The following is a 26,130-nucleotide window of genomic DNA, read 5'->3' as shown; positions in this document are numbered from 1 at the left end:
ATCGAGCGCTGGGCCTCGGCCCCGGCGCTTTGCGTATCAACCTTTCGGTCGAAAGCTTCTCGACATGAAGATTCTGCCTTTCGCTGCCTGTGCGGCAGTGCTGTTCCTCGCGCCGCACGCCGCGGCGGGAGAGCCCATAACATTCGACGACGCCTTGTCAGCTGCTTCGGCCAACGCGCCTCAGGTGCAAGCGGACACGCTCCTCGTCGAAGCACAGCAGTCCGCGTCGATCCCAGCCGCATCGCTGCCGGACCCAAGGCTGGGCGTTGCAGTAGAGAACTTTCCCATTTCCGGGCCACCGGCATTCAGCCTGTCGCAGGACGAGATGACGATGGTCACCGTCAGCGCAAGCCAGGAGATACCGAGCAGCGCCAAGCGCCGAGCGCGCGTTGCTCGCGCGCAGGCCGACATCGGTGCTGCACGCGCATCGCTCGCGTTGACCGAGCGACAGGTTCGGATCGAGGCCGCGCTGGCCTGGCTCGACCTCGCCTACGCAGAGCGGCGGCTCGCAGCGCTCGATGACGCTGTCGCGCGGATCTCGGCCTACGAGGGCAGCTCCACCGCCGGCGTCGGTTCCGGGAGCGTGAGGCCAGCGCAGTCGCTGGAAGTGCGCAAGGCGGTTGCCTCCTTGCAAGACGAACGGGCCGAACTGGAAGCGCAGCGCGGACGCGCCGCGGCAGCGCTTGCGCGGTGGACCGGCAATCACGACCCCGAAGCGAGCGGTCCCATGCCCATGTTCGAGATCGATCCCGAGCGGCTGGCCGATGCTATAGATCGGCATCCCCAACTGGGCGTTGCTATAGCGCAGGCGAGGCAGGCCGAGGCTGACGTCGAGCTGGCGCGGGCCGAGAAGCGCCCCGACCTCATGGCAGATGTGGCCTATCAGCATCGCGATCCCGGCTACGGTGACATGATCAGCGCTGGCGTCACGGTGAGCCTGCCCCTGTTCGCCGAACGGCGGCAGGACCCCCTCATTACGGCGCGCGTCGCCGAAGCAGGGGCGGCCCAGGCCAGGAGGGAGGACGCACGACGCGAGCTGCACGCTGAGCTGGACGCGGCCCTCGCCGATCATGCGATGCATCACGATCAGCTGGAACGCGCACGGACCACGCTGCTACCCCTCGCGCGTCAGCAATCCGATCTGGACACCGCCAGCTATGCTGCCGGGCGCGCGAGCCTTGCCGACGTGATCGCCGCGCGGACCGAGCTTGCCGAGACCGAGCTCCTTCTGCTCGACCGGGAGATCGCCGTTGCGAAAGACGCCGCACGCCTGGTCCTAGCTTACGGAGGCTCCGAATGATCGCGCTCGATCGAAGGGCCGGGCTCGCCGTGGCCGCCGTCGCGCTTGCCCTGGCCGGCGGCGGCGTTGGCTACGTCCTCGGAATGGAAGGCGGCGAGGCGCCGCCGGGCACCGCCGTAGACGGCCGTGAGGTGCTCTACTGGTATGACCCGATGGTCCCAAGCCAGCATTTCGACAAGCCGGGCAAGTCGCCCTTCATGGAGATGCAACTCGTCCCCAGGTTCGCCGACGAAGCGGATGCCGGTGGCGGCGTGGCCATCGACCCCTCGCGCACGCAGAACCTCGGCCTGCGCACCGAGGTCGCTCAGGTGGGCAAGCTCGACGCCTCCGTCATCGCAAGCGGCACAATCGCGTTCAACGAGCGCGACGTGTCGATCGTCCAGGCACGAGCCGCGGGATTCGTGCAACGGGTCTACGGCCACGCGCCGAGCGACGTCATCGAAGCGGGCGCGCCGCTGGCGGACATCCTCGTGCCGGAATGGGCCGGTGCGCAGACCGAGTTCCTGGCGGTCCGCAAAACCGGCGACGAACCTCTGATCCGGGCTGCGCGCCAGCGACTTGCGCTGCTCGGGATGCCGCAAGGCGTCGTCGCCTCGGTGGAGCGCGCCGGACGGGTGCAGAACGTCGTGACCGTGAGCACGCCGGCCGGCGGGACGATCAAGAGCCTCGGAGTGCGCAGCGGGATGACCGTTGGCCAAGGGCAGACGCTCGCCGAGATCAACGGCCTCGGCACCGTGTGGCTCGACGCAGCCGTGCCAGAATCTGCTGCCGGGCTGGTGCGGGTTGGCCAGGGGGCCACGGCATCGCTTACCGCGTTCCCCGGCGAGAGCTTTGCTGGCCGGGTGACCGCCATTCTGCCCTCGGTGCAAGAAGCCAGCCGCACGCTGACCGTGCGGATCGAGCTGCCCAACCGCGGTGGAAGGCTGCGACCGGGCATGTTCGCGACCGTAGGCTTCACGGGAGATGGCCGCAGCGCGCTGCTCGTGCCGACCGAGGCGGTCATCCGCACCGGACGCCGCGCACTGGTGATGCTGGCGCTCAATGGCGGCCGATACCAGCCGGCCGAAGTCCAGCTGGGCCGAGAGGCGGGCGGACAGACCGAGATCATCGCCGGCCTTGCCGCGGGAGAGCGGGTCATCACTTCCGGCCAGTTCCTGATCGACTCCGAGGCGAGCCTCTCCGGCGTTCAGGCAAGGCCGATCGATGCGGCAGCGGGGGCTAAGCGGTGATCGAGAGGCTGATCCGATGGTCGGTCGCCAGCCCGCTCGCCATCCTGTTCGCCGTGGTAGCCCTGGTCGTGGGTGGATTGTGGGCGGTGCGGACTACTCCGATCGATGCGCTGCCCGATCTCTCTGACACCCAGGTCATCATCAGGACGACCTATCCGGGCCAGGCGCCGCAGATCGTCGAGAACCAGGTCACCTACCCGCTCGCGACCACGATGCTCTCGGTGCCGGGCGCGAAGACCGTCCGCGGGTATTCGTTCTTCGGCGACAGCTTCGTCTACGTGATCTTCGAGGACGGCACCGACCTCTATTGGGCGCGATCGCGTGTGCTCGAATACCTGAACCAGGCGCAGGGGCGATTGCCGGAGGCCGCGCGCACCGCCATTGGTCCAGACGCAACGGGTGTCGGTTGGGTCTACGAATATGCGCTCGTGGACCGGACAGGACGCAACGATCTCGCGCAGCTACGGTCGCTCCAGGACTGGTTTCTGCGCTACGAGCTCAAGAGCCTGCCGGGTGTAGCCGAGGTCGCCAGCATCGGCGGCATGGTCAGGCAATACCAAGTCGTCATCGATCCGGTGCGCCTCGCCGCCTTTGGCGTGACGCATGACGAAGTCGTCGAGGCCATCCGGCGCGGCAACCAGGAAACCGGCGGCTCAGTCGTCGAGATGGCCGAGGCCGAATACATGGTCCGCGCGGCCGGCTACCTGCGCGAGCTCGACGACTTCCGCTCGATCAGCCTGCGCACCGCCGGGGGCGTCCCCGTTACGCTAGGAGACGTGGCGACCGTCCAGCTCGGGCCGGAAATGCGCCGAGGCATCGCCGATCTCGATGGAGACGGCGAGGTTGTCGGGAGTGTCGTTATTCTGCGATCCGGCGCGGACGCCCGAGTCACTATCGAGGCTGTGCGGCAGAAGATCGAAGGGTTGAAAAAGAGCCTGCCTCCAGGCGTGGCTATCGTTCCAACCTACGATCGATCGCTGCTCATCGACGATGCAGTCAAGAACCTGACCGGCAGGCTGCTGGAGGAGTTCATCGTCGTCGCGATCGTCTGCGGATTGTTCCTGTGGCACGCCCGGTCGGCATTGGTCGCCGTCGTAACACTGCCGCTCGGGGTCCTTGCCGCGTTCGTCATCATGCGATTCCAGGGGGTCAACGCAAACATCATGTCGTTGGGGGGCATCGCGATCGCCATCGGCGCGATGGTCGATGCGGCGATCGTGATGATCGAGAACGCTCACAAGCACATCGAGGAGTGGAACGCCGATCATCCCGAAGGGGAGCTGGCCGGCACAGAGCGCTGGCGCGTAATTACTGCCGCTGCGGTCGAGGTCGGTCCCGCGCTGTTCTTTAGCTTGCTGATTATCACCCTGTCGTTCGTGCCGGTGTTCACGCTCGAAGCGCAGGAAGGCAGACTGTTCGCGCCGCTCGCCTTCACAAAGACCTATGCCATGGCCGCCGCGGCACTGCTTTCGGTGACTTTGGTGCCATTGCTGATGGGATGGCTGATCCGCGGACGCATCCCTTCCGAACAAAGCAACCCGATCAACCGCGCGCTCACGCGCGCTTATCGTCCTGCGATCGATTGGGTGCTCACGCGGCCGAAGCAGACGCTGGCGATCGCCGGACTGATCTTCCTGACCACCGCCTGGCCGCTCGCCCGTATAGGCGGCGAGTTCCTCCCTGCAATGGACGAAGGCGACCTACTCTACATGCCGTCGGCATTGCCCGGCCTGTCCGCCCAGAAGGCATCGGAGCTGCTCCAGCAAACCGATCGGATGATCAAGACGGTGCCCGAAGTGCAGAGCGTATTCGGCAAGGCCGGCCGCGCCGAGACGGCCACCGACCCAGCGCCGCTGGAGATGTTCGAGACCAGCATCCGCTTCAAACCGCGAGACCAGTGGCGGCCGGGAATGACACCGGAAAAGCTGATCGAGGCCCTGGACCGGACAGTGCAGGTCCCAGGTCTGGCCAACGTGTGGGTTCCGCCCATCCGTAACCGCATCGACATGCTCGCGACGGGCATCAAGAGTCCGATTGGGGTGAAGGTAAGCGGCAGCAACCTCGCTGAAATCGACCGCATCGCCCGCGACGTTGAGGATGTCGCGAAGCGGGTGCCCGGCGTCAGCTCGGCGCTTGCCGAACGGTTGACGGGCGGGCGCTACATCGACGTCGACATCGATCGCGCCGCAGCGGCGCGCTACGGCCTCAACATCGCGGATGTGCAGTCGATCGTCGCTGGAGCCATCGGGGGCGAGAACATCTCGCAGGTCGTCGATGGTCTGGCGCGCTATCCGATCAACGTCCGCTATCCCCGTGAAATCCGTGACAGCCTGGAAGAGCTGCGCGCGTTACCGATAGTCACCGCGTCGGGCGCCCAGATCACGCTCGGCACCGTCGCAACAATCGAGCCGGCGACCGGGCCGCCGATGCTAAAAACCGAAAATGGCAGGCCATCGACCTGGGTCTACGTCGACGTCCGGGGCCGGGATCTGACATCTGTGGTGAGCGACTTGCAGGAAGTGGTGAACCGGCAGGTTCGCCTGAGCCCCGGCGTGAGCATCACCTACTCGGGGCAGTTCGAATATCTGGAACGCGCTTTGCAGCGGCTTATGCTCGTCGTTCCCGCCACGCTCGCGATAATCTTCGTGCTGCTCTACCTGATATTCCGTCGCCTTGACGAGGCAGCACTGATCATGGGCACCTTGCCGTTCGCGCTGACCGGCGGTTTCTGGACGCTCTACCTGCTCGGCTACAACCAGTCAGTCGCGACCGGCGTCGGTTTCATTGCGCTGGCCGGGATCGCCGCACAGTTCGGCGTGGTCATGCTCATCTACCTCAAGGCGGCGCTGGCTAGGCATGGAGCCGATCCATCGGGCGCGGACGTGGCCGATGCAGTGCGCGAGGGCGCGCTGCAACGTGTCCGTCCCAAGGCGATGACTGTGGCGGTGATCCTAGCCGGCCTCCTGCCCATCCTAATCGGTTCGGGTGCTGGTTCAGAGATCATGAGCCGCATCGCTGCCCCAATGGTCGGTGGCATGCTGACTGCACCGCTACTGTCGATGTTTGTTATTCCCGCGGCCTACCTGCTCATGCGCCGGCCGCGAGAAGCGTCGCTCAAAAACCCAAGCTCAACTAAGGAGAATGGCCATGAACAGCCTATTCAAGAGTAGCATACCCCTCGCCGCCACTCTGTTTGTCCTCTCGGCCTGTAACGACTCCCAGACCGCGCCGGAAGCGGATGCCACAGCGACCAACAGTGCGATCGACGGGATGGACGAAACACAAGCTGCCCCGGCCATCGTCAAAGCGAAGAGCACCGGCACGATAACTGCGATCGACACAACCGCCGGCACGGTGACACTCGACCATGCGGCTATCCCCGAAGTGGAGTGGCCGGCAATGACCATGGGATTCGCTGCCGACCCGGCGCTACTCGACGACGTCCAGGTCGGCGACAAGGTCGCGTTCGACGTGGAAATCACCGGATCGAGCGGCAAGGTAACGGCAATCACCAAGCAATAACCGTGCCTCGGGACGGCTTCGGCAGATCGGCACATCCCACGCCGAAGCCGTCGGCATTGCCTCGATCCTCAACTCACCGGCAACTCGGCACCGAGAGCATCGACGTCACTGTAATCGCCGGCGACGTGGTGCTTGTGCCTGCCGCGCAGCAGCAGGTGGCTGATTGCCGGAAGGACGAACAAGGTCAGCAAGGTCGAGGTAATCAAGCCACCGATCACCACGACTGCCAGCGGCTTCTGGACTTCAGCCCCAGTGCCTGTTGCGAGCGCCATGGGGACGAAACCGACAGCGGGGACAATACCCGTCATCAGCACGGCCCTCACGCGCTCCATCGTGCCCTCCTTGACGGCCTGATCGACAGCCATGCCCGCATCGAGACGATTGTTGATGCTCGTCATCACCACAAGTCCGTTGAGGACAGTAACGCCGGACAGCACGATAAAACCAACTGCTGCCGATACCGAGAACGGATGCCCCGTGAGGAGCAGTGCGAACACGCCGCCCGCCAATGCCAATGGAATGGCCGAGTAGACCGCCAGCGACTGCCGTATCCCGCGCAAGGCGAGGAACAGGAGGCCGAAGATGGCAGCGAAGATCAGCGGGATAACCAACGACAGCCGTGCCGAGGCAGCCTGGAGGTTCTCGAACTGCCCGCCCCACTCAATGAAGCTGCCTGGCGGCAACGTTACTTCGCGCGCGACCTTGTCCTGTGCTTCGGCCACGAACGATCCGAGATCGTTGCCGCGGACGTTGGCCTGGACGACCACCCGACGCTGACCGTTCTCTCGGCTGACCTGATTCAGACCTTCAGAGAAGCTGAACCTTGCAAGTTCACGCAGAGGGACCGATCCGCGATGGGCGTCCTCACCGGGTAGCATCACCGGCAACGCTCCCACGGCGTCGAGATCATTGCGAGTGGCGGCATCCAGGCGAACGACAACGTCATACCGCCGGTCACCCTCGAACACGATGCCGGCTTCGCGGCCTCCCATTGCCGCCGCAACGGTATCGCTGACATCCTTGAGGCTGAGGCCGTAACGAGCGATCGCATCGCGATCGAACTGCACGTCCAACACGGGGAAGCCCTCGGTCTGCTCGACCTTAACGTCAGCGGCGCCGGGGACGGTGTTGAGCACCGCCGCGATCTCGTTCGCTGTCCGTCCCATGGCTTCGAGGTCATCGCCATAGACCTTCACGGCGATGTCTCCGCGAACACCGGCGATGAGCTCGTTGAAGCGCAGCTGGATGGGTTGGCTGATCTCGACCGCGTTGCCGACCAGTGGTTCGAGCGCCTTCTCAACGCGCTCGATCACTTCGTCCTTGGTGTTCACGCCGTCCGGCCACTCGTCCTTCGGCTTGAGGATGATGAAGGTATCCGAGGCGTTGGGTGGCATCGGATCACTGGCCACTTCGGCGGTGCCGGTCTTGGAGAAGACGAACGCCACCTCAGGCAACTTGGCGACGGTCCTTTCGACCTGCTCTTGCATCCTTGTGGACTGCGCCAGCGAGGTCGACGGGATGCGCACGGCCTGCATCGCCAGATTGCCCTCACCGAGCACCGGCAGGAACTCACTGCCGAGCATGGTGAATACGAGCGCTGCTGCCGCGAAGGTTCCGGCGCCCGCACCAATCCACGGCCAGGGTCGAGCGATGACGCGGCCGAGCACCGGCTCGTAACGCTCCTTGACCCAGGCGACGGCCTTCACGTCCTTCTCGGCCACCTCGCCACGGATTAGCAGAGCGACCATAGCTGGCACGAAGGTGAGCGACGCCAGGAACGCCCCAGCGAGGGCGAGGAGCACAGTTATGGCCATCGGCGAGAAGGTCTTGCCCTCAACGCCTGTGAAGGTGAGCAGGGGGATGAAGACCAGGAAGATGATGGCCTGGCCGAAGAGCGTTGGCCGTATCATCTCCTTGGAGGCTTCAAACACCTCGTGCAGTCGCTCATCACGCGAAAGGACGCGACCCTCCTGCTGCTGCCGGTGGGCCAGCCGTCTCAAGCAGTTCTCGATGATGATGATCGAGCCGTCGACAATGAGCCCGAAGTCGAGCGCACCAAGGCTCATCAGATTGCCTGACGTGCCGGTGAGATTCATGCCGGTGCCCATGATCAGGAATGAGATAGGTATGACGAGCGCAGCAATGACCGCGGCCCGGAAATTCCCGAGCAGCCAGAACAGGACGCCGATCACCAGCAAGGCGCCGAGCAACAAGTTCTCCTCGACAGTGCCGATTGTGGCATCGACCAGATGAGACCGATCGAGCACCGCATTGACTTGGATGCCGGGTGGCAAGGACTTCGCCACCTCTTCAAGTCTCTCGGCTGAAGCCGCCGCAACGATCCGGCTGTTGCCATCAGCCAGCATCAGCACCGTGCCGACGACAACTTCCTTACCGTCTTGGGTAGCGGTGCCGGTGCGGAGATCGCCCCCAACAGTTACGGTTGCAACATCACGCACCTGAACCGGAACACCACCTCGCGTTGCAACGGTCGCTCGCTCGATCTCGTCGAGCGTTCGAATGCGCCCATCAGCACGGACGAGGAACGCCTCACCTCCTCGTTCCACGAAGTTCGCGCCGACGGAGACGTTGGCGCTCTCAAGGGCTTCCGCGAGCTCTGAGAATGAGATCCCGTAGCTGGACATCCGCGCAGTGTCGGGGTGGACGACGAACTGCTTCTCGTAGCCGCCGATGGAGTCGATGCCTGCGACACCGGATACCGACCGGAGCTGCGGTCTAATCACCCAATCCTGGACCGAGCGAAGGTAGCCTTGCTTGGCGACATCATCTCTGAGGATTTCACCGGACGGTGTCATGTAGGTGCCGTCAGGCTGGAAGCCGGGACGGCCCGCAACCAGCGGTTTATCCTTGGTGCCGGCCGGGGCGAAGTCCACGACATACATGAGAACCTCACCAAGTCCGGTCGAGACTGGCCCCATCTCAGGCTCCACGCCGTCAGGCAGCGTGCCCATCGCCTGGTTCAGCCGCTCGGCCACTTGTTGCCGGGCGAAGTAGAGGTCGGTGTGATCTTCGAAGACGACCGTGACTTGGCTGAAACCGTTGCGCGAGATCGAGCGAGAGCTCTCTAGCCCCGGAATTCCGGCCATGGCGGTTTCGACTGGAAAGGTAACCAGCCGCTCCATGTCCAGCGGCCCCAGGTTCGGTGCAACCGTATTGATCTGGACTTGCTTGTTGGTGATGTCGGGGACGGCGTCGATCGGCAGCTTGAGGAGCTGGAACACGCCATAGGCGGCGATGATCATGGTTATGATCACGACCGCCCAGCGGAAGCGGATCGAGGCGTCGAGGATGCGTGTGATCATCTCAGTGCTCCGCCTCGCCCTTGCCGAGTCCGGCCTTGAGAAGGAAAGCACCGCGCGTCGCCGCGACGGTGCCGGGACGAAGGCCATCGACGATCTCGATACGACCGCCACCGCGTTGTCCGGCGACGACGTTTGTTGCCTGGAAGCCGTTGGCAGTCCGCACGAACACGACATCGCGACCTTCGAAGCTCTGCACCGCTTCCTCGGGCAGTGCGATACGGCTGGTATCGGCACCGGCCGGTTGGATACGAGTGCGGAGGCCCTGTCCCAGGCTAAGCCCCCCGGACCCCTCCGGCTCCAGCACGACCGTGGCGGTTTTGCTCTCCGGGTCGAGCCCCGGCGTAACCGATCGCACGACCGCTCCGCGGGTTTCTCCGTTGGCGAGCTCGATGACTGCCCGATCGCCTGGTTGGATGCGCTGGGCATCCGCAGCGAGGACCGAGGCATTAATCTGTATCCTGCTCGGATCAGCAACTCGGAACAGTTCCGTTCCCGCTGGAATGAAAGAGCCGAGTGTAGCGTCAGCCTTGGTTATACGTCCCGAGATAAGGCTCACGACCGCCAAGGTGCGACCGTCACCGCTTACCTTCGAGGCGCTGGCCGCGGCGCGCGCGCGGCGAGCCTCAGCCTCAGCTTGCGACAGCGCCGCGCGGGCACCTTCGAGATCCTGCCGAGCAGTGACCTTGGCATCGTAGAGCCGCTGTTCACGTTCGTAGGCCGAACGAGCCAGCGCTAGTTGTGCTTCGGCACTGCTGCGTTCTGAGGAAAGGGCCGCAGCATCACGGCTCTCCATCGTCGCTACCGATTCCCCGGCCCGGACATACTCCCCCAAGCGATGATTGATGCGCACGATTGCACCATCAGCGCGAGCGGTGAGGACAGCCTCGCCAGTCGGGGTGGGAGCGACAACGCCCTGTGCCAGGATCTCGGAGGCAAGTCCGCCGGCCTTGACCTGCTCAACGGCGATACCAGCGGTCTTGGCTCGGTCGGCCGTCATGGCGACGAAGCCTTCAGGGCCATGCCCTTCCTCTTCCTCGTGTTCGTCGGCCGCCTCAACCTGCGGGGCGGGAGATACTGTGCGGCCGACCAAGTAGCCGCCAGCGACAAGCACAAGCGCACCAGCCGCGCCCACGGCGATGAGCTGGTTTCGATTCAATGGGAGTTCCATCAGCGGAATGTCCTTCTTGCGCGATCCGCGCGAATGTTGGGGGTCACTGTGCGGCCAGCCTGATGAGGAGGGCGGCTGCCTTGCCTTGCGCTTCCCGCGCGTCGATCAGAGCTCGCCGGATGCCATCACGGGCTTCAGCCGCAGACAGCAATTCGAGCATCTCGAACTTGCCGTTGCGATAGCCGATGTCCGCAAGCCTCACTGCTTCCTCGGCCTGAGGCAGGGAACCCGCCTCAAGGGTGTCGGCCTTCGCTTCAGCGGCGAGATAGTCAGCCCGCGCCTCGGCTACGGCCTGGCGATACTCTGATACTGCAACGGTCTCGCGAGCTGCCGCAGCACGGGCCTGGGCCTGAGCTGCTGCGACGTTGCCCTGGTTACGATCGCGGAACGGGAGCGGGATGCTAAGGCCGAGAACGAGCGCGTTGTCGTTGCTCTCCTCGAACCGCCTCACACCAGCGGAAACCGTCGGATCGGGAATGCCCAAGGTGCGTTCGCGCCCGATTACCGATTGGGCGGCGATCCGCTCAGCGGCTGCCAGTCGAGGCTCCAGCCCCTGGTATTCCGCCAGCAGCTCGTAAGGCGGTTCAATTCGAGGGAAGCCATCGGCCGGCGGCGGGGCTGGATCTTGCGACCAGAGCATTCCCAGGGCGAACCTGGACGCAAGCGCCGTTGCCTGCGCGGCCTTCAGTTCTGCTTCGGCCTCTGCCAACTCCGATTGGGCACGGAGCGATCGAAGCGGTGGTTCGCGGCCGGCGTCGACAAGCTCGGTTGCGATCCGAGCCAGTTCCCGGTTCCGCTCGACAACATCCAGTGCCAACGTCACCCGAGATTGAGCAGCGACAGCGCCGACGTATCGCTGACGCACGGTCATTGCGAGATCGGCAAGCGCTACCTGCTCACGCAGACGCGCAACGTCGACGTCAGCACGCGCTACCGCCAGTCTCGCACCCCGTTTCCCACCCAACTCAAGCGGGAGCCCCGCGCTGAACGTGTATTCAGCCGCGCTCGTCCCAGAGTAGAGTCCACTGCCGGCCACATTCTCGACCTCCAGCGATGCTTCCGGGTTCGGCCCCAGTCCCGCCTGGGTCACCAGCGCTTGCGCGGCTTCGACTTCGGCGCGTGGACCGATGGCCCGTGGGTTCTGCGAGCCAGCCGATGCGACACTCGTCGCACCGGCGAGGTCTAACGCCTCTTCAAGGGTAACCGTGTCTTGGGCAGCCGCCGACAGCGGCACAGCCGCGAAGCCGGCGCCCACCAACAGGGCACCCCACAATGTTACGGATTTCATGATTCATCCCGTTCTCGTCCATTGATCACGATCCGCCGCAGAGCGGCGAAGTGATCAGGCGCGAGGCGGGCGCTTCAGTGTGTCGGGGTCTATCGACGTAAGGATACGGTCGAGCGGCAGCGGATGGTCGCCGTGATAGGCTGCAACTTCCGTGAGAGCCGTCAGCTGCTGAATATAAGGCACGCCATGATGGCAATGCCCGTGGATACACACCCCATCGTGGTCCGCGCCCGGTATTTGATGATCGCTGGGTTCGTCAGCGCCAGCAACTGCCAGAACGCTGATTTCCGTCGTCGGCTCGCACGCCACAACGTCCACGGTTCCGCCGAGCATTACGCCCAGAAGCAGCAGCAATGCCGCAAAGCGTCGAGCGCTACCATGGGACAGCAGGCGAAACATTTCGGCCTGTCTACTAGCTACCGCTTTACATTTAGTCATCCGCTTTCGCCTACGGGGTCGCGAAGCCGCATTGAAGCTTCGGAGCGCGATAGCTAGTTGTCCTGCATGTCCGCTGACTGCTGCAATAGTGTTTGCTCGTCTGTAACTGCGCCGAACAATCGCCGCTGGCGCATCGCCTTGTGGATCGCCTTGATGATTAACTTGGTGATGTTCGCGGTGGAGATGGTCGCCGGCGCCGCCGCTGACTCGCGCGCTTTGATGGCCGACGCGCTCGACTTCTTCGGTGACTCGGCCAACTACGCCATTAGCCTGATCGTCGCCGGGATGGTGCTCTCGATCCGGGCCAAGGCGGCATTCATCAAGGGCGGGACCTTGTTCCTTCTCGGCGCCGGCATTCTGGTTGGCAGCGTCTACGCAGCCGCTACGGGAACGTCACCTCAACCTGAAGCTATGGGCATAGTCGGAACCGTCGCCCTCATTGCCAACGGCTTCGTTGCCCTGCTACTCTATCGCTTCCGCACCGGCGACGCGAACATGCGCTCGGTCTGGATCTGCTCGCGCAACGACGCGATTGGCAACATCGCGGTTGTAGTCGCAGCAGCGGGCGTATTCGGAACCGGCACCGCCTGGCCCGACCTAATCGTCGCCACTATCCTCGCCGGGTTAGGCATCTCAGGTGGATGGCAGATCATGCGGCAGGCCCGCCGGGAAATAAGGTCGGAACGTGAGTCCACAGGACTGGCCTTGCGTCCATCTGGAACACCAATTTAGAGCAAAGTCCGCACTGCGCCGCGTCGGTGGATGGATCTCACGGCCAACACACCGGCTGACAGGCCCCATCCGGATGCTTGGTTACTTCCTACCGTAGGACTTCTTCTTGATGGATAGGCTGTTTCATGCGGAGACAATTAGAGAACGACGAGGCGGCTCCCACCCTTGGCATGTTCAGTTGGGGTGTTACGTCAGTAGCAACGAGCGTTGCTACTAATGGAACACTAGATGAAAATGTCAAAAGCAGTGGCTTATTACAGAGTCTCTACAGCAAAACAGGGTCGCAGCGGATTGGGATTGGATGCACAGCGCAAAGCCGTCGCCGACTTTCTCGCTGGCACTCAAGCAGAACTGATGGCGGAGTTCGTCGAAGTTGAATCAGGGAAAGTCGACCAGCGCCCGCAACTCGAAACAGCGTTAGCTCAGTGCGAGCTTACCGGAGCAACGCTACTGGTGGCAAAACTCGACCGGCTCAGCCGTAACGTTGCATTTCTCGCGGCACTCCAGGACAGCGGGACGCGGTTCCTTGCCGTTGACATGCCCGAGGCCAACGAACTCACCATCCACATCATGGCAGCGGTGGCTCAAGCAGAGCGAAAGGCGATCTCTAGACGGACGAAAGAGGCGCTTGCGGCTGCGAAAGCACGCGGGGTCCGGTTGGGTGGAAACCGAGGGAATGGTGCGGACCTCCGAGTAGGACCTGCAATCAGTGCGCAGAAACGATCCGTGGCAGCTTCTGAACGCGCTGCCAAAGTATGCCGACAGATAGCGCTCATTCGCGCCGAGGGATCTGCATCACTAAGACAAATCGCAGCTGCGTTGAACGACCGGGGCATCACCACGCCCAGAGGTGGCTCGTGGAGTGCCGCCCAGGTCCATGTGGTGCTCAATCGCGCTTCGCGCTGACGGCCGCGCCGGTCCCTGGTCCAAGCCCAGCATCATAGTGTCTGGTCACGTCTCACGCCATCAGACTCCAGCGAGACGTTTTCCCTCCGAAGGGGTTGCGAGAAGCGGAATGCTCTGGGAGAACTCGGGCAATGGGTAGTCCGAATTTCCCATCATCAATCAATAGACTATGCTTCGAGTTTGCGGGGATCGGGACGAGGGGTCGAGATGATAACCAGAGGGTCCGAGTGGCGGCGCTGGGAGCCCCATATTCATGCACCGGGAACCGTGCTCAACAACCAGTTTGGCGGGGGAGATCCCTGGGCAACCTATCTGTCGACACTGGAATCTCGAACTCCGAAGATCGAGGCGATTGCGGCTACTGACTACTATGTCACCGACACATATGAACAGATGTTGGCACACAAGTCGAGCGGCCGACTTCCCGACGTCAAGCTGATCTTCCCGAACATAGAGGTCAGGCTAGATGTCGCTGCCAAGTCGGGTTTCGTAAACCTCCACCTGCTCGTTAGCCCCGAAGACCCAAACCATCTCGCCGAATTAGGCCGCGTCTTGAAACGGCTGCAATTCAATGCCTTTGAAGATACGTTCGATTGCAGTCGCGAAGAACTGATACGACTGGGCCGGCGTGCCAATCCCGCACACATCGACGATCGTGCAGCGCTCGCGCACGGCGCAACCCAGTTCAAGGTAAATTTCGATCTGCTCCGCAAGGTGCTCAAGGACAATGACTGGGCCAAAAACAACATACTCGTGGCCGTTGCGGGAGGCGCCAATGATGGCACGTCGGGCTTGCGTCAGGCGGCCGACGCCACGGTCCGCCAAGAGATCGAGAAGTTCGCCCACATTATCTTCTCCAGCAGCCCGGCGCAGCGAGAGTTTTGGCTTGGCCAGCGCGATGCTAGCGTCGAGCAATTGCGCGAAGGCTATGAAGGCTGCAAGCCGTGCCTCCACGGCAGTGACGCGCACGACCAGGCAGCAACTGGACAACCCGCTGAAGATCGCTTTTCATGGATCAAGGGTGGACCAACCTTCGATGCGCTGCGTCAGGCGTGTATCGATCCTGGCAGTCGAGCTTATGTCGGGATTGAGCCGCCGCGATCGGCGATGCCGTCCCAAGTCATCGGCGAGGTAGCAATCAAAGATGCGAGCTGGGCGGCTAGTCCCGTCGTTCCGCTCAATCCGGGACTCGTCGCGATCATAGGGGCGCGCGGTTCAGGCAAAACGGCGCTGGCCGACATAATCGCCGCGGGCTGTGATGCAATCACTCCTGCTGCGTGGGATGCCGACGAGAATGTTAGCCCATCGTTCCTTGTGCGGGCTCGATCATTGGTCGGTCAGGCCACGGTCAAGCTGACTTGGGGTGGGGGTGGGACGATCAGTCGCTCTCTCGACGGACGCGACGCTTCAGACCCCCTTGCCTTCCCTCGTGCCCGCTATTTGTCACAGCAATTTGTAGAGGAACTATGTTCGTCAAGGGGCGCGTCTGAGGGGCTCATCCAAGAGATCGAGCGGGTTATCTTTGATGCCCACCGGCATAACGATCGCGATGGGGCGGGCAATTTCACCGAATTGCGCGAGCGCCGGACGATGCGATTCCAACAAGCACGCCATCGCGAGGCCGAGGCGATTGCCGCCATTTCAGAAAGGATCGCAGAGGAGTTCGAGAAAGAAGGACTAATCACCGCACTGACAAATCAGGCCGCACAGAAACGTACTGTGATCGCCGGCTATACGGCCGACCTCGCCAAACTGGTGATCAAAGGCACCGAGGCTCAAGCCAATCGTCACACCGAGCTGAACGGGGCGGCGCAGGCCCGCAACGCGCAGGCCCAGACGTTTGCGCAACAGCGGCGCACCTTTCTAGCAATGCAGGATGAAGTGAAGAGCTTGCGCGTAACGAGAGCGCCGGAAATGCTTCGGGAAGCGCAAGCACGCCATGCGGCGAGCGGACTCAATACGGGTCAATGGGGAGAGTTTCTGCTCGATTACAAGGGCGATGTCGACGCAGCGCTCGAAGGCTATGTCGTCTGGGCTGATCAACAGGTCGCGGCGATCAACGGCGTTCCACCCCCACCTGGCGATCCTCATGTCGCGTTGATTGCCGACGGTGCAGATCTTGGCACTGTTCAGCTCTCAACGATCAAAGCCGAGATGGCGCGGCTGGAGCAACTCATCAGCGCGGACAAGGTGGTCCGAGATCAATATGCTGCGCTTTCGGCGCGCATTGGTCAGGAGAACAGTGACCTGCTGGTCATTGACGCCCGCCTGATGGACGCGAACGGTGCCGCCGCGCGAAGGAGGGATCTCCAGGCTGAGCGCAATGCCGCCTATGGACGGGTGTTCGAGGCGATCGTGAACGAGCAGAACGCGTTAGCTGAGCTATACGCGCCTTTGATGATGCGACTGGCGGAATCGTCAGGGACGCTGCGTAAGTTGAGCTTCTCCGTTTCGCGCGTCGTCGATGCGGCGTCTTGGGGTAATGTAGCTGAAGACCATCTGATCGACTGCCGGAAAGCCGGTCCCTTTTATGGCCGCGGCTCACTTATCCATGTCGCCGAGAAGATGCTCAAGCCGGCATGGGCAGTGGGAAGCCCCAGTGATGTTCAGACCGCGATGGCCAATTTCACCACAACCCACACTCGCGACCTATTTGAGCACGCACCGTATGTTCCCACACAGCAAGCCGAGTTCCGAGCTTGGTCGAAACAGTTTGCGCACTGGCTGTTCGGGACAGACCATATCTCGGTCCGCTACGAGATTTCCTATGACGGCGTGGACATCCGCAAGTTGTCTCCAGGGACCCGTGGTATCGTCCTGCTGCTGCTCTATCTTGCGCTCGACGACGCTGACGATCGCCCTCTCATAATCGATCAGCCCGAAGAAAACCTCGATCCCCAGTCCGTGTTCGACGAACTGGTATCGCTGTTCATAGCAGCCAAGCTCAAGCGCCAGGTCATCATGGTCACACACAACGCAAACCTGGTGATCAATACTGACGCCGATCAGATTATCATCGCAGAATCGGGTGCGCATCCCGCTGGCGGCTTGCCGCCGATCAGCTACGTCGCGGGTGGCCTAGAAGACGAGCATATCCGCAACGCAGTCTGCAATATCCTTGAAGGCGGGAAAGAAGCGTTCCGAGAACGAGCGCGACGTCTCCGGGTCCGCCTCAAGCGCTAGCTAACTAATTGACAGCCGCTTCAGTCAATTTGTTGAGAAATTCAACCGCCCTTAGAGGGTGGCGTTCCTATTTTACGGGTAAGAACGAACCTCGCCCTGTAGTGCAGAAAAATGCTTGAACGAAGAATTGAATGCTCGGTAGATGTCAGGGATCGCGTCGATCTTACGTCTCAACCCTGCCTTATGTGACCGCTGTGGCCGTTCCATCCTCGGGATCGACGATGTGCCAACCCTCGTCAGCGGTCCACCGTGCGACCCCGGCAACACCGGCATCCATGTCGTCCCGCAGCGACGCCAATGCGAGCACCAGCTGCCACCGAGACTTGCGGTTGATCACAATGCCGCTCGGGACATCGCCATACTCGTCCAGGTGCCAAACCACGTAATAGCCCACCGCTTCCTCGAAGCTCTCCGCGAAGACCAACAGCTCCTCGCCATCGGTGGCTCTTACGCGGTGGTATTTGACGAGCGAAGGTGGACGCACGAGATCACCGGAAGGGGGATCGCTTGGGCGTACTACCAGCCATCGCCGGGTCGTCGTGTCCCAGTAACCGATACCAGCCGTCCCGGTCATCCTTGCGAGAATGAGCTCCGGGCGGCCCTCCAGGTTGAAGCCTTCATAGTGGTAGATCAATGAGGCACACGCCGGCTCGCTGGGGCGATGCGCGAGGATCCATTCCGCGTAGATCCTTTCGGCATGCCCCAGGTCTTCCGCGAAGACGGTGATGCGCTCTTCCGTCCAAGGCAGAGCCACCTCGAATACCTGGATCACGTTCTTGACGCTCATGCCGAAACCGCCTGTTGCCAACCCGAAAAGCTGTCGAACTCCGCGATGCCCCATGGTCCATAGGTGAGCATATCCTCAAGGCCGAGCTGCTGGTCGGCAAGCAGATGGGTGTCAACCGGCTCGATCGTGAATGACGGGCAGTCTCGACCTTCATCGAGCTCTCGGCTTACGAAAATCGTGACACCGTGATGAGAGCTCTTCGCCGTCATGAAGAGTTGCTCGCGGTCTTCGGGGACGACGCGGTAGAGTTTCAGTCGCATTGGTGTGTCTCCTGATCGTGGTTGGTGAGACCACCATGAGACATGCACACCGATGAGTCGGGTGGCTTCGTGACGGGCATTCGTTGGCCATCCCAGAGCGGTTAGAAACAAACGGCCTGATGTCTGCCCCATACCTACCGACGGCATCACCGACGTGAGGTGCGAACTCCAAAGGCAGAGGCCGCTCCAGCAACCGCCCCGTTCGCCAAGGAGAGGTCTCCAAGCTCGTCGGCCTGGACGATCGCTTCCATAAGGTGATTGATGATGGCCTGGCTGTCAGCGAGCCGCCGAGCCAACACAATCTCTTCCTTGGCCTTGGCATGAGCTCGCCGAAGTGCCTTACGATCAAGGGAAGCTTCCAGGTCCGCTACAGTCTCCCGAGACCGTCGTCCCTTGATTGCCCCTCTACGCTTCATCTCTCGCATGACCGTCTGCGGTGAGACACCAAAATAGATTGCCAGCTCCCGTCCATTCTTGAAGCCGAGTTCAAAGAGGTCAGTTGCGTGATCCCATTGTTCAGGGGGTATGTCAGATCGCTTGGGCATCAACATAAATTCCAATAGCTTGGGGGAACACCGCAGATATGTGGAGGGATGTGCGCACCGAGGATAAGCGCGAAGGTGAAGCGGGCCTCCGTTCAACCATCTAAGGAACGCCGGAGAGATATTTTAATGTGAGGACTACCTGCTCGGGCTCTCGTGCAGCGAGGGCCCGCAGAATAATCTTAGATTATTCTTCATTCGGGCCGGACGCAGATGGTATGCGCTAAAGCCCGCAGGAATCCTGAGTTCTTGTCGCGGCGTGATCCAAGTCCGACCTACGGCGGTTATCGCTCTCGGTAGGACCTGAACACACAACACCATCGGGTTTACGCCGCCGCCGCCATGTAGGGGGTCGAGGTTTCACTTTGATCAATGGCTGAGGCTAAGTTGAACGGTGGCCACACGGGGTCGTTGCTGCCCGGCCGCGGCAAGCGTTCGAGCAAGTCGACGCGCAGTAGATCCCGAGGAACTCGCTGCCGAAGGGCGTTATGGTTTGTATATACCTTCGGGGATTGCACCATCATTTCATGTGCAATAGCGGAAGGGTTCACCTTGGCCTTTCGAAGTTGCAACAGGACTCTTGCATGCCAGGCGTCTGCCGTGATCGCGGCCGAACTGAGGGGCATCCCCGCGATGCGCTTCGGAAGGCCGCCTGACCTTTTCAGCAATCGCAGCTGCGCTACGCGCCAAACTCTGTGAAGCTGCAAGACTTCGAGGAACGCATCATCGAGGTCCCCCTGGCCAACGGCCTTTCTACGGGACTTGCGCTTCCTGTCCGCATCACGCTCGCGCAATTGCGTGCGTTCGTCCTTGTAGTAGTTGAGAACTGCTGCATCGTTAGTGCTCGTAAAGCCGCCGTGCTGCACCAGAGCCAGACACAGGCGTTGGAACTCTCGGTCAGCGCGGGGACAGTCCGTCGGATGACGTAGACCATAACCACCGCCGGCCCGTTCGAACGCGATGAAGGCTTCCTGGATGTCCCGTGTGGCCCGCAATCTCTTCTTGGCTACGTTCTCACAAGCATCATTCACGGGACAGCGCATGCACTTTGACGGGACTACACCAAAACGGGGATGTGAGAGCGGTTGGTGACCGCCGTGCCTAGCGAACGCAGTGGGTTGGCCAAAGCATGGCTTTCCAATCAGCAAAGGCATGCGGATGATGTTCCAGTCGGTGTCCATCAGAACAGCGTTCCGGCCCAGATCAGTCGTGTGGCTCAGCCGCATGCCCTGCCATGGATCACCTTGTGCCCAATGACGGATCTTGGCCTTCGGAGTGAGACCTTCGAGCTCTTCGTGCCTCTCGCGTGTCATGCTTGGCCACTCGCTCTGAAGGCGCAGTCCAGTTCCGACTTGCGAAAGAACATGCGCCGGCCCTTTCGAACCACCGGCAGGTGGCCGTCTTCGACCAGGCGGTAAATTCTTCGGCGGTCGAGCCCGGTATATGTCGCGGCACCCGAAGCGCCGGATAGCAAATCACTGTTCACGCGGTTTCCTTCAACTTGGAACAAGAACATTATTGTTCGTTGTTGTGCCGCCCTTTACAGCCACCCCAAAATGTGGTCAAGAGAGAAAAGGAAGATTATTGTTCTGAGGGTATGATGGATCTGGGATCACGCGACGTTGAAGAGCTGCTGGCAGCGCGGCATGGCATATATGCCGAACGCCGCGTCGCTTTCCGTGGGCGCCTGGAGCATCTCCGCAAGCTAGGCTGTCCTGTGGGTGTGCAAACCGGGAAGGGAAAGCCCGCGGTGTTCGGGTGGAGCCACTTGATCGAGTTAGCGGTAGCTCTCGATCTGGTGAACTTGGGTCTAACGCCTGACCATGCCGCGACCGTCATCACGAACCACCATGTCTTTATCCGAACCGTGTTTTCCGCGCTCGGCACGGATGGCCTGAAATCGAGTGAGCTACTTGAAGCGGCCCAATGCGAGAAATGGCCATTCGAAAAGACATTCTTCCTGTTCGTCGATGTCGGATCGCTGACAGGATTGCGAAAGGACGGCTCGAAGCAGGCCCCCGTCATTGCGGCTTACGACGCCGCTGAACTCGTGCAAACATTGCGGATAGCGCCTGCCGGATCACACGCACACGTCCTGCTCGACCTCGGCACGATAGTTGCCAACTTGATCTACCTCGTAAGCGATGGGTCGAAGGACGACATAGCCAGCGTTGCCGCTCAATATGCCAGGTGGAGCGACGAGAATGTCGTCAATCCGTAAGCGAACATGGACCGGGCCAGACGGGAGGTCACGACAAGCGTGGCAGGTCGACTACAGAGATCAGTCTGGAAAACGTCGCGCCCGCCAGTTCGATAGGAAGAAGGATGCCGAGACTTGGGCCACCAACGCCCTTTCTGAGGTGCATCGAGGCATCCACACACCGGAAAGCGTATCCGTAACCGTTTCGGCCGCTGCTGCGCTATGGATCAAGACGGTTACGGCGAACGGTCGCGAGCCAACGACCATCGCGGCCTACGAGCAGCACGTCCGATTGCATATTGTCCCAAAATGCGGAGCGAAGAAGCTCTCACAGCTCACCGCGCCGACGGTCAGACTGATGCTGGACGCATGGCTTACTGAGCTCTCGCGACCCATGGCGGTGCGAGTATTCCGCACTTTCAAGGCGATCATCACGGACGCCCAGGAGAGGGGGCTCGTCGCACAAAATGTGGCCCTCGCCGTGAAGGTCACGAAGGCGCCGAGGCAGGCAACCAGGGCCTCTCCTCCGTCGAAGGCTGAGCTAAGAGCTATACTCTGTGCGGCCGAGAAGAGCGACGATCTCAAGGGGCGCACGATGGTCGAACTTGTAATCTTCTCGGGCCTTCGCGCCTCTGAGCTTCGAGGGCTTGCCTGGCGGTCGGTCGACCTGAAACGCAGCACCGTTACGGTGGACCAGCGCGCCGACGCAGAGGGGATGATCGGTGCGCCGAAATCACCGGCGAGCTTCCGAACCATACCCTTGCCGAAACGGGTAAGCGCAACGCTTCGAGAGTGGAAGCTTGCCTGTCCCGGTAGCGAGCACGATCTGGTCTTTCCAAGCGAGAAGGGGAAGGTGCTTTCGCATGCCGTCATGGCCAAGAACCACATTAAGCCAATTCTCGTCGCCGCGAAGGTAACCAAGGCTGCATCAACTGATCCCGACGAGCAGGTTGCAAAATACACCGCTCACATATTCAGGCACGCCGCTGCGTCTCTCTGGATCGAGCAGCGCATGAACGCCAAGCGAGTTCAGACCTTGGTCGGACATGGCTCCATCCAGGTCACCTTTGATACCTACGGGCACCTGTTCGAGCAGTTTGAACGGGACGCGAATGATGCGAATGCTATCGAGCGCGCCCTCTTTGCAGATGCAACATAGGTGCAACATGGGCAGCGAAGCATGAGCTTTTCCGCGACCTGACTACGGACTCTGACTCCGTCAATTGAGGTTCGAATCCTCACGGGGCATCCAGGTCTTCAGGAAAATTCACCCAAGTCGAATGCGGCGGTCCGAACTTTCGGCATTTCCGCTGACGTCCGCGGCTACGCGATAAAGACCTGGCGATACGGAAACTCCCTTATTGAGGTGTCGCTTCCGCCAACACAGGCTCGCAACGCAACAAAGGTGGCCACAGGGGCCGTCGCCTTCACGGTCGAAGGCTGTTTGCAGATGGAGACCTGTTGAGATGCGTTGGGCCATTACTTCCCTTGCCCTGATCGCGAGCGCACCGGCATTGGCGCAGCCGTCAACAGAAGCCTTCATCTCGCCCCCGCTCGCGGGTGTTCAGGCCGGGGCGGTGCAGGTCGGTATGGACTACGGCGCCTTGCGTGGCGTCCTGTTGGTCGCAGGTTGGGAAGCGGCGAGCGACACGGACTGCGTGAAGGGCGTCTATGGCGGCACTGGCGCCCGAACGCCGGGTCAGGAGAATATCTGCCGCGACCTGCCGGAAATCGAAGCCTGCTCGGGCGATGGCCATTGTGTGATGTACTTCAGCAATCCGCGTACCGACCATCGGGTTCGGATTACCACCTATGGAGACCTTCGCGCCTGGGAGCAGAAGAACCAATTGTCGGTCCTGGGATGGGAGCAGCAATGAGGCTTGGCCGTCGAGCCAGGTTTGGATTCGGCGAGGGCGCGTCGCGCCTCCTTGTTGCGCCCGAGCTAGGCATGCAAAATCCACCGCTGCTTCCTTTCCGCGCCGCAAATGCCTAGGTCGCTGGGTAAGATTGCTGGGAGAGAGATGTGAGCGGACCGGAAGACCTCGAAAACGACGGGAACATCGAGGACCGCAAGTTTTACCGTGCAGAGCAGGAAGCCGGGTTTGTCGAATCGGCTCCGACTGAAACGCCGCAAACGCTGCACCCAGCCTATCGCCTGGCATTCCACGACACCGATTTCCTGCTGCGGGACGAGCTTCGCCCGGTCCGCTTCCAGCTCGAGCTGCTCAAGCCCGAGATGCTGCTTGACGAGGCGGGCGTCGGTTCGATGCTGGTCATGTACGGATCGGCACGCATTCCGCCGCCAGAGGCCGCGGCTGTCGCCCTCGAAGGGGCCAAGGATCTACCGGTCGAAGAGCGGTTGGTGATCGAACGGTTGGCCGAGAAGGCCAAATATTATGGCGAGGCCTACAAGCTGGCCCGGCTGGTCAGCGAAAAGGGTATTATCGAGCAGGGCAAGCGCCAGTTCGTGATCTGCTCGGGCGGTGGGCCTTCGATCATGGAAGCGGCGAACCGGGGTGCCTCGGACGCCGGGGCCGAATCGGTCGGGCTCAACATCGTGCTGCCGCATGAGCAGGCGCCGAACCCCTATGTGACCCCATACCTGTCGTTCCAGTTCCACTATTTCGCGCTGCGGAAGATGCACTTCCTGATGCGTGCTCGGGCAGTGGCGGTGTTCCCGGGCGGGTTCGGGACCTTCGACGAGATGTTCGAGCTGCTGACGCTGATCCAGACCGGCAAGATGAAGCCGATTCCCGTTCTGCTGTTCGGCAAGGAGTTCTGGACCCGGGTGATCGACTTTGGCGCCCTGGCGCGCGAGGGAGTGATCTCACCGGAAGATCTCAAACTGATCACCTGGTGCGAGACGGCCGAGGAGGCCTGGGACCATATCGCTGACTTCTATGGCATTGCCCGCGATGCCAAGCGGATGCGCTAGCGGACGGCCTGATGACCCATCGGGCCGTGCCCGGCGCCAAAGCCGGGGGCGGCGATGAGGGCGGCTCGGACGAACTCACGGGCCTGGGCAATCGCTTCCTCGAGAGGCTGGCCTTGGCCAAGACACGTGGCGATCGCGCTGGACAGGGTGCAGCCCGTACCGTGGTTGTGGCGGGTGTCGATGCGTGGCGAACGCCATACGATGTCGTCCTGTCCGGGGCGAACCAGGCGGTCCTCGACCTCCGGACCCTCGGCATCGCCACCCTTGGCGAGGTAGGCGATGTTGCGCGCGGCCATGGCCTCGGTGCCGCCCAGAGCCATGAGTTCAGGGACGTTGGGCGTGGTCAGGGTGGAAACCCGCATGAGGCGCTCGAACGCCGCCACGGTGCGCGCATCGGCCAATACCGCTCCGCTGGTGGCGACCATGACCGGATCGAACACGACCGGCAGCCCTGCCGTCTCAAGCCGGGCCGCGACGACATCGGCGATGTCCGGCGAGCCGAGCATGCCGATCTTCACCGCATCCGCGCCGATGTCCGACAGGCAGGCATCGATTTGCGCTCCGACCATTTCCGGCGAAAGCGCCTCGACCGCGGTGACACCGCAAGAGTTCTGCGCGGTGATGGCGGTAATCGCGGTCATTCCATAGCCGCCAAGCATCGTGATCGTCTTGATGTCGGCCTGGATGCCGGCACCGCCGGAACTGTCCGAGCCGGCGATCGCAAGGATGCGGGGTGGGGTGGTCATTCGCCTTTGAAGTGCCGCTCTGTCGATGGCGGGTGCTTCGCGTGCAGCTGTTTCGCCCGAGTAGGACGGTCCATCAGTTCGCCGCCGCAATTGGGGCAACGGTCGTCGAGCGCGTCGGCGCATTCGGCGCAGAAGGTACACTCGAAGCTGCAGATGAACGCGCCGGGGGAATCGGCCGGAAGGTCGGTGCCGCACCGCTCGCAGTCGGGGCGCATCTCGAGGCTCATGCGGCGGCCTTCACCGCGGCGCAGATGTCGTCGACCACCTGCTCGACTTCGCCAGCGTCGTCGCCCTCGGCCATGACGCGGATCTTGGGCTCGGTCCCCGACTTGCGGATGACCAGCCGACCACGCCCTGAAAGTCGCGCTTCCGCGTCGGCTATGACCGACTTCACCTGTGCGTCCGACAACGGATCGCCACCGGCGTAAATCACGTTCTTGAGGAACTGGGGCACCGGATCGAACAAGTGCAGCAGCTCGCTCGCCCGTTTGCCGGTGCGGACCAGCGCCGCGAGCACCTGCAGGGCTGCGATGCAGCCGTCGCCGGTGGTGGCGTGGTCGAGCAGGATCATGTGGCCGGACTGTTCGCCGCCGACATTGTAGCCCCCTGCGCGCATGGCTTCGAGCACATGGCGGTCACCGACCTTGGTCCGTACGAGGTTGAGCCCGGCGTCGTTGAGCAGGCGCTCGAGGCCGAGATTGGACATGACCGTGGCGACCACGCCGCCGCCGCGCAGTTCACCGCTCGCGGCCATGCGCAGGCCGATCAGGGCCATGATCTGGTCGCCGTCGACGATCTGGCCCTTTTCGTCGATCACGATCAGCCGATCGGCGTCCCCGTCGAGGGCGATGCCAATGTCGGCGCCCTCTTCAACCACGCGCGCCCTGATCGCATCGAGTGAGGTCGAGCCGACACCGTCGTTGATGTTGAGGCCGTCGGGCGAGACGCCCATGGCGATGACTTCAGCGCCCAGTTCCCAGACCGCTGTCGGCGCTACGGTGTAAGCGGCGCCATTGGCGCAATCGACCACGATCTTGAGCCCGTCGAGCCGGGTGTCGGATGGAAGCGACTGCTTGATCGCGTGGATGTAGCGGCCGCGTGAATCCTCGATCCGGCGAGCCCGGCCGATGGCATCGGCCTGGGCGAGGACCTGTTCCACCTTCATAGCCGCTTCGATGGCTTCTTCGTCCGCGTCGGACAGCTTGAATCCGTCGGGTCCAAACAGCTTGATGCCGTTGTCTGCGTAGGGATTGTGGCTGGCGGAAATCATCACCCCAAGATCGGCGCGCATCTCGCGGGTCAGCAGGGCGACCGCCGGGGTTGGCAGCGGGCCGGTCATGATCACGTCCATGCCGACGCTGGTGAATCCGGCGACGAGCGCGGTTTCCATCATGTAGCCCGACAGGCGCGTGTCCTTGCCGATCACCACGCGATGCTTGTGGGAACCGCGCAGGAAATGGCGCCCTGCGGCCTGACCGACTTTCATGGCCGTGGCGGCATTGAGCACGTTTCCGTTGGCCCGTCCGCGAATGCCGTCAGTGCCGAAATATTGTCTGCCCATTCAACCCTCG

At 62.2% G+C, this 26,130-nt stretch carries 22 protein-coding genes; 11 read left to right on the top strand and 11 right to left on the bottom strand.

Translation table 11 applies throughout. From position 1 onward, the window contains the following. The first annotated feature begins 64 nt into the window (after positions 1–64). Genes ASD76_RS11695 through ASD76_RS11680 form a run of 4 tightly spaced genes read left to right on the top strand, consistent with a single transcriptional unit; the run spans position 65 to position 6,051 of the window. Positions 65–1,300, top strand: coding sequence for a TolC family protein (locus tag ASD76_RS11695; RefSeq protein WP_055923244.1), 1,236 nt, complete (start codon positions 65–67; stop codon positions 1,298–1,300). Beyond that, complete coding sequence (locus tag ASD76_RS11690) at positions 1,297–2,529, top strand: efflux RND transporter periplasmic adaptor subunit (protein WP_055923243.1); 1,233 nt, start codon at positions 1,297–1,299, stop codon at positions 2,527–2,529. The genes ASD76_RS11695 and ASD76_RS11690 overlap by 4 nt, the downstream gene beginning before the upstream one ends. Next, on the top strand, positions 2,526–5,699 hold the full coding sequence (locus tag ASD76_RS11685) for an efflux RND transporter permease subunit (protein ID WP_055923242.1): 3,174 nt from the start codon (positions 2,526–2,528) through the stop codon (positions 5,697–5,699). The genes ASD76_RS11690 and ASD76_RS11685 overlap by 4 nt, the downstream gene beginning before the upstream one ends. After that, complete coding sequence (locus tag ASD76_RS11680) at positions 5,677–6,051, top strand: copper-binding protein (protein ID WP_055923241.1); 375 nt, start codon at positions 5,677–5,679, stop codon at positions 6,049–6,051. The genes ASD76_RS11685 and ASD76_RS11680 overlap by 23 nt, the downstream gene beginning before the upstream one ends. Before the next feature lie 68 nt (positions 6,052–6,119). Here the strand turns inward: ASD76_RS11680 and ASD76_RS11675 are convergent, their stop codons facing one another. Genes ASD76_RS11675 through ASD76_RS18325 form a run of 4 tightly spaced genes read right to left on the bottom strand, consistent with a single transcriptional unit; the run spans position 6,120 to position 12,229 of the window. Next, positions 6,120–9,374, bottom strand: coding sequence for an efflux RND transporter permease subunit (locus tag ASD76_RS11675; RefSeq protein ID WP_055923240.1), 3,255 nt, complete (start codon positions 9,372–9,374; stop codon positions 6,120–6,122). 1 nt (position 9,375) lies between these two features. Continuing rightward, a complete protein-coding gene (locus tag ASD76_RS11670) occupies positions 9,376–10,542 on the bottom strand; it encodes an efflux RND transporter periplasmic adaptor subunit (RefSeq protein WP_055923239.1) in 1,167 nt (388 codons plus the stop codon). 43 nt (positions 10,543–10,585) lie between these two features. Continuing rightward, a complete protein-coding gene (locus tag ASD76_RS11665) occupies positions 10,586–11,830 on the bottom strand; it encodes a TolC family protein (protein WP_055923238.1) in 1,245 nt (414 codons plus the stop codon). A 54-nt stretch (positions 11,831–11,884) separates the two neighbouring features. Further along, positions 11,885–12,229, bottom strand: coding sequence for a hypothetical protein (locus ASD76_RS18325; RefSeq protein WP_156457696.1), 345 nt, complete (start codon positions 12,227–12,229; stop codon positions 11,885–11,887). 105 nt (positions 12,230–12,334) lie between these two features. Here ASD76_RS18325 and ASD76_RS11655 point away from each other — a divergent pair, with 105 nt between their 5' ends. The 3 genes from ASD76_RS11655 (at position 12,335) to ASD76_RS11645 (ending at position 17,089) form a co-directional block, all read left to right on the top strand. After that, on the top strand, positions 12,335–13,000 hold the full coding sequence (locus ASD76_RS11655) for a cation transporter (RefSeq protein ID WP_055923236.1): 666 nt from the start codon (positions 12,335–12,337) through the stop codon (positions 12,998–13,000). Positions 13,001–13,228: 228 nt separating this feature from the next. Beyond that, entirely contained in the window at positions 13,229–13,906 is a 678-nt protein-coding gene (locus ASD76_RS11650; RefSeq protein WP_055923235.1) for a recombinase family protein, read from the top strand. A gap of 207 nt (positions 13,907–14,113) precedes the next feature. Further along, on the top strand, positions 14,114–17,089 hold the full coding sequence (locus ASD76_RS11645; protein WP_055923234.1) for a TrlF family AAA-like ATPase: 2,976 nt from the start codon (positions 14,114–14,116) through the stop codon (positions 17,087–17,089). 181 nt (positions 17,090–17,270) lie between these two features. On the opposite strand, the gene ASD76_RS11640 is transcribed toward ASD76_RS11645, so the two are convergent. The 4 genes from ASD76_RS11640 to ASD76_RS18000 all read right to left on the bottom strand — a co-directional run bounded on the left by ASD76_RS11640 (position 17,271) and on the right by ASD76_RS18000 (position 20,164). Then, the gene (locus ASD76_RS11640) at positions 17,271–17,876 is read right to left on the bottom strand and encodes a hypothetical protein (RefSeq protein ID WP_055923233.1); all 606 of its coding nucleotides are present in this window, start codon (positions 17,874–17,876) and stop codon (positions 17,271–17,273) included. Next, positions 17,873–18,136, bottom strand: coding sequence for a hypothetical protein (locus ASD76_RS11635; RefSeq protein ID WP_055923232.1), 264 nt, complete (start codon positions 18,134–18,136; stop codon positions 17,873–17,875). Before ASD76_RS11635 ends, ASD76_RS11640 begins: the two co-directional genes overlap by 4 nt. Before the next feature lie 868 nt (positions 18,137–19,004). Then, positions 19,005–19,991, bottom strand: coding sequence for a hypothetical protein (locus ASD76_RS11625; RefSeq protein WP_082553806.1), 987 nt, complete (start codon positions 19,989–19,991; stop codon positions 19,005–19,007). Further along, entirely contained in the window at positions 19,988–20,164 is a 177-nt protein-coding gene (locus ASD76_RS18000; RefSeq protein WP_235506699.1) for a helix-turn-helix domain-containing protein, read from the bottom strand. Before ASD76_RS18000 ends, ASD76_RS11625 begins: the two co-directional genes overlap by 4 nt. 114 nt (positions 20,165–20,278) lie before the next feature. On the opposite strand from ASD76_RS18000, the gene ASD76_RS11620 reads away from it, so the two are divergent. From ASD76_RS11620 to ASD76_RS11605, 4 genes are all read left to right on the top strand, one after another. Beyond that, positions 20,279–20,899, top strand: a complete 621-nt coding sequence (locus ASD76_RS11620) for a hypothetical protein (RefSeq protein WP_156457695.1) — start codon at positions 20,279–20,281, stop codon at positions 20,897–20,899. Continuing rightward, a complete protein-coding gene (locus ASD76_RS11615; RefSeq protein WP_055923228.1) occupies positions 20,883–22,037 on the top strand; it encodes a tyrosine-type recombinase/integrase in 1,155 nt (384 codons plus the stop codon). Before ASD76_RS11620 ends, ASD76_RS11615 begins: the two co-directional genes overlap by 17 nt. Before the next feature lie 307 nt (positions 22,038–22,344). Next, on the top strand, positions 22,345–22,755 hold the full coding sequence (locus tag ASD76_RS11610) for a hypothetical protein (RefSeq protein WP_055923227.1): 411 nt from the start codon (positions 22,345–22,347) through the stop codon (positions 22,753–22,755). A 146-nt stretch (positions 22,756–22,901) separates the two neighbouring features. Next, complete coding sequence (locus ASD76_RS11605; protein WP_055923226.1) at positions 22,902–23,813, top strand: TIGR00730 family Rossman fold protein; 912 nt, start codon at positions 22,902–22,904, stop codon at positions 23,811–23,813. Here ASD76_RS11605 and thiD read toward each other — a convergent pair. Genes thiD through glmM form a run of 3 tightly spaced genes read right to left on the bottom strand, consistent with a single transcriptional unit; the run spans position 23,810 to position 26,120 of the window. After that, positions 23,810–24,559, bottom strand: a complete 750-nt coding sequence (gene thiD, locus ASD76_RS11600; protein ID WP_055923225.1) for a bifunctional hydroxymethylpyrimidine kinase/phosphomethylpyrimidine kinase — start codon at positions 24,557–24,559, stop codon at positions 23,810–23,812. The two genes, ASD76_RS11605 and thiD, sit on opposite strands and share 4 nt — an antisense overlap. Beyond that, complete coding sequence (locus ASD76_RS11595) at positions 24,556–24,786, bottom strand: DUF1272 domain-containing protein (protein WP_055923224.1); 231 nt, start codon at positions 24,784–24,786, stop codon at positions 24,556–24,558. Before ASD76_RS11595 ends, thiD begins: the two co-directional genes overlap by 4 nt. Further along, a complete protein-coding gene (glmM, locus tag ASD76_RS11590) occupies positions 24,783–26,120 on the bottom strand; it encodes a phosphoglucosamine mutase (RefSeq protein ID WP_055923223.1) in 1,338 nt (445 codons plus the stop codon). Before glmM ends, ASD76_RS11595 begins: the two co-directional genes overlap by 4 nt. Positions 26,121–26,130: the final 10 nt, after the last annotated feature.

The organism is Altererythrobacter sp. Root672 (assembly GCF_001427865.1).
Lineage (GTDB): Bacteria > Pseudomonadota > Alphaproteobacteria > Sphingomonadales > Sphingomonadaceae > Croceibacterium_A.
This window is presented reverse-complemented; position numbering and strand designations above follow the sequence as displayed.

Bases quoted from the DNA above. Each gene is read 5' to 3' on its own strand.
- ASD76_RS11695 (WP_055923244.1), top strand. From the start codon at position 65: ATGAAGATTCTGCCTTTCGCTGCCTGTGCGGCAGTGCTGTTCCTCGCG.
- ASD76_RS11690 (WP_055923243.1), top strand. From the start codon at position 1,297: ATGATCGCGCTCGATCGAAGGGCCGGGCTCGCCGTGGCCGCCGTCGCG.
- ASD76_RS11680 (WP_055923241.1), top strand. From the start codon at position 5,677: ATGAACAGCCTATTCAAGAGTAGCATACCCCTCGCCGCCACTCTGTTT.
- ASD76_RS11675 (WP_055923240.1), bottom strand. From the start codon at position 9,374: ATGATCACACGCATCCTCGACGCCTCGATCCGCTTCCGCTGGGCGGTC.
- ASD76_RS11670 (WP_055923239.1), bottom strand. From the start codon at position 10,542: ATGGAACTCCCATTGAATCGAAACCAGCTCATCGCCGTGGGCGCGGCT.
- ASD76_RS11665 (WP_055923238.1), bottom strand. From the start codon at position 11,830: ATGAAATCCGTAACATTGTGGGGTGCCCTGTTGGTGGGCGCCGGCTTC.
- ASD76_RS18325 (WP_156457696.1), bottom strand. From the start codon at position 12,229: ATGTTTCGCCTGCTGTCCCATGGTAGCGCTCGACGCTTTGCGGCATTG.
- ASD76_RS11655 (WP_055923236.1), top strand. From the start codon at position 12,335: ATGTCCGCTGACTGCTGCAATAGTGTTTGCTCGTCTGTAACTGCGCCG.
- ASD76_RS11650 (WP_055923235.1), top strand. From the start codon at position 13,229: ATGAAAATGTCAAAAGCAGTGGCTTATTACAGAGTCTCTACAGCAAAA.
- ASD76_RS11645 (WP_055923234.1), top strand. From the start codon at position 14,114: ATGATAACCAGAGGGTCCGAGTGGCGGCGCTGGGAGCCCCATATTCAT.
- ASD76_RS11640 (WP_055923233.1), bottom strand. From the start codon at position 17,876: ATGAGCGTCAAGAACGTGATCCAGGTATTCGAGGTGGCTCTGCCTTGG.
- ASD76_RS11635 (WP_055923232.1), bottom strand. From the start codon at position 18,136: ATGCGACTGAAACTCTACCGCGTCGTCCCCGAAGACCGCGAGCAACTC.
- ASD76_RS11625 (WP_082553806.1), bottom strand. From the start codon at position 19,991: ATGACACGCGAGAGGCACGAAGAGCTCGAAGGTCTCACTCCGAAGGCC.
- ASD76_RS11620 (WP_156457695.1), top strand. From the start codon at position 20,279: ATGGATCTGGGATCACGCGACGTTGAAGAGCTGCTGGCAGCGCGGCAT.
- ASD76_RS11615 (WP_055923228.1), top strand. From the start codon at position 20,883: ATGTCGTCAATCCGTAAGCGAACATGGACCGGGCCAGACGGGAGGTCA.
- ASD76_RS11610 (WP_055923227.1), top strand. From the start codon at position 22,345: ATGCGTTGGGCCATTACTTCCCTTGCCCTGATCGCGAGCGCACCGGCA.
- thiD (WP_055923225.1), bottom strand. From the start codon at position 24,559: ATGACCACCCCACCCCGCATCCTTGCGATCGCCGGCTCGGACAGTTCC.
- ASD76_RS11595 (WP_055923224.1), bottom strand. From the start codon at position 24,786: ATGAGCCTCGAGATGCGCCCCGACTGCGAGCGGTGCGGCACCGACCTT.
- glmM (WP_055923223.1), bottom strand. From the start codon at position 26,120: ATGGGCAGACAATATTTCGGCACTGACGGCATTCGCGGACGGGCCAAC.